We start from the raw sequence: 3,136 nt of genomic DNA, 5'->3' as shown, positions 1-3,136 counted from the left end.
GGACGACGAAGAGGCTCTCCTCTTCGCGCCGATGCTGCGCAGGGACCGCGACGAGGTCGACGCCGTCGTCTCGTGTACCGCTGCCGGCCACACGGCCGGTGTGCCCGTCGACTGGACCGGTGTGACGGGCCCCTGCTCGACGGCAGGCGTCGACCTGCCCACATACGCCTTCCAGCGTGAGCGGTACTGGCCCCAGACGAAGCGCAGCGAGGTCACCCTCGATCTTCGTCCTTGGGAACCGGCGGCACCGGAGGAAGCACGCGAACTGGCCACCGTGCTGGGCATCAGCGAGGACGTCGTACAGGAGGTCCTTTCGGCGTTCTCGGGCCGACGGCAGGAGCGCACGGAGCGGGCCGAAGTGGACGGCTGGCGCTACCGCGTCGAATGGGAGGCAGTCACTCCCACACCCGGAGCACACCGCACCGGTCGCTGGCTCGTACTCCACCCCGAAGGGGCTACCGCGCTGGTCGACACCGTGACCGCGGGCCTGTCCGACCCTCTTCTCCTGTCTTTTCCCGAGCGTCCCGACCGACAGAGCCTCGCCCGCGCCGTCACCGCTGCCGTCGCGACCATGAGGGCGCAAGCAGCGGGTGTGATCGTGCTGCCCGCCACGTTGGAGCAGGCACTCGGCGCCACCCAGGCGCTGGGCGACGCGCAGGCGGGCGGGCCCGTGTGGTGGGTCACCCGGGGAGCCGTCATGGTCGGGCAGTCCGCCGACGGCCGGCCGGTTCCCGAACAGGCCGCCATCTGGGGGCTCGGGCGGGTCGTCGCGCTGGAGCATGCCGATCGTTGGGGCGGGCTGCTGGATCTGCCCGAGACTCTGGACGGCGACGCCGCCCGCCTTCTCGCCGACGTCGTCGCCTCCCCTGCGGAGGACCAGATCGCGGTACGGGACGGCCGAGCCTTTGGCAGGCGTCTGCGTCAGGTTCCGGCGCCGCAGGGCACCGGACAGGGGTGGAAGCCTTCCGGAACAATGCTGGTCACTGGTGGGACCGGTGCTCTCGGCGCGCACGTCGCACGTTGGCTCGTCCGCCAGGGTGCCGAGGAACTGGTTCTCACCAGCCGCCGCGGAGCCGACGCCGACGGCGTCGCACAGCTCGTCGCGGACCTGCACGACATGGGAGCCGACCAGGTGAGCGTCGAGGCCTGCGACCTCGCGGACCGGGAAGCGGTCGAGGCGCTGCTCTCCCGGCACCAGGCCGACGCCGTCTTCCATGTGGCGGGCGTACCGGACCACATGCCCTTCGACGACATCGACACCGCCCATCTGGAGCGGGTCGTCGGGGCGAAGGCGTACGGCGCGGTGCACCTGGACGAGCTGACCCGTGACCGGGACCTGAGTGCCTTCGTGGTGTTCTCGTCCATCGCGGCCGTGTGGGGGAGCGGATCCCAAGGCGCCTACGCGGCGGCGAATGCCTGGGCGGACGCCGTGGTGGAGGACCGCCGCGCCCGCGGACTGGCAGGTGTCACGGTGCAATGGGGCCCGTGGTCGGGCGGAGGGATGGTGTCGAGCGCCGGAGCGGCGGAACTGCGGCGGCACGGCCTGCGGGCCATGCCACCCGGCCGCGCACTGCTGGGGCTCGCATCCGCGTTGGAGGAATCTGGCGGCGCGGTCACCGTGGCCGACGTGGACTGGGAGCGTTTCCTTCCCGCGTTCACCAGCCGTCGTCCCAGCCCTCTCCTGAGCACGCTTCCGGGCTTCGAGGCAACGACGCCCGACGTCACCGGGGACAAGGAGACCGAGGACGTCCGTGCCGCCCTCGTCGCTCGCCTGACGAACCGGCCGGAGAAGGAGCGTCGGCGGGCCCTGCGGGAGATCGTCCGCGAGCGGGCCGGCGCCGTGCTCGGACGGTCGACGAGTTCGGCCGTGGGCCTCGACCGTTCCTTCCGAGACGTCGGTTTCGACTCCCTCACCGCCGTGGAACTGCGCAACCGACTCCACGCGGAGACCGGCCTGCGGCTGCCGACGACGCTGGTCTTCGACCACCCGACGCCACGCCACCTCGCCGATCGCCTCTACGAGGAGCTCTTTTCGGACGAGACATCGGCACAGGACGGTGAAGAGGCCTCGTTCCGTACCGTCCTGTCCGCGATCCCCTTCTCCCGCTGGCAGGAGAGTGGCCTGTTGACGGCCGTCCTGTCCCTGGCACAGGAGGGCGCGGACGCCCCCGCACGCCCGTCCGACGACACCTCCTCACCCGGCGCGATCGACACGATGGACGTCGACGCACTCGTTCAACTGGCCCTGGGCGACTCCACCTCCTGAGACCCCACCCGCCCCCGCAGCCACTCTTCCCGTCCGCCCGCGAACGGGCCACGAACCAGTGGAGCTGAGCATGTCCACCTCCGAAGAGCGCGTCGTCGCCGCGCTGCGCGCCTCCCTCTCCGAGAACGAGCGTCTGCGCCGGCGCAATGAAGAACTCACCCAGGCCGCCTCAGAGCCGATCGCCATCGTCGGCATGGCCTGCCGCTACCCCGGCGACGTCACCACCCCGGAGCAATTGTGGAACCTGGTGCTCTCCGGCACCGATGCGATTACACCTGTCCCGGTGGACCGAGGATGGGACACGGCAGATGCCGCCGCGGCCTCGACCGCCCAGGGCGGATTCGTCGCCACGGCAGCGGACTTCGATGCCGGCTTCTTCGGAGTGTCGCCTCGTGAGGCACTCGCGATGGACCCACAGCAGCGCCTGATCCTGGAGACCTCCTGGGAGGTTTTCGAGCGCGCGGGCCTCGACCCCGGCTCCATCCGGGGCAGCCGCACCGGCGTCTTCGTCGGATGCAGCAATCAGAACTACGGCGCCGTCCACGGCGGCGATCTGCCCGAGGGCATCGAAGGCCACCTGCTGACCGGCAACGCGGCGAGCGTCGTCTCGGGGCGTGTGTCGTACGTGCTGGGTCTTGAGGGGCCTGCGGTGACGGTGGACACGGCCTGTTCGTCGTCCCTGGTCGCTCTGCACCTGGCGGTGCAGTCGTTGCGGGCGGGGGAGTGTGATCTGGCGCTGGCCGGTGGAGTGACGGTGATGTCCACCCCTGATGTCTTTGCCGAGTTCGGTCGCCAGGGTGGGTTGGCGGCCGATGGCCGGTGCAAGGCGTTCGGGGAGGGTGCGGATGGTACGGGGTGGGGTGAGGGTGT

At 70.8% G+C, this 3,136-nt stretch carries 2 protein-coding genes; both read left to right on the top strand.

Features of this window, described 5'->3' with window-relative positions; all coding sequences use genetic code 11:
- Positions 1-2,266: beta-ketoacyl reductase (locus tag ACSLTV_RS35955; RefSeq protein ID WP_435613717.1), on the top strand; the 2,266-nt coding region annotated here is incomplete at its 5' end.
- Between the two features lie 70 nt (positions 2,267-2,336).
- On the top strand, positions 2,337-3,136 hold an 800-nt coding region (locus ACSLTV_RS35950), incomplete at its 3' end, for a beta-ketoacyl synthase N-terminal-like domain-containing protein (protein WP_435613716.1).

Source organism: Streptomyces sp. bgisy159, assembly GCF_965341775.1.
GTDB lineage: Bacteria > Actinomycetota > Actinomycetes > Streptomycetales > Streptomycetaceae > Streptomyces.
The sequence above is the reverse complement of the archived record's forward strand: the minus strand, read 5'-3'. Positions and strand labels throughout refer to the sequence as shown.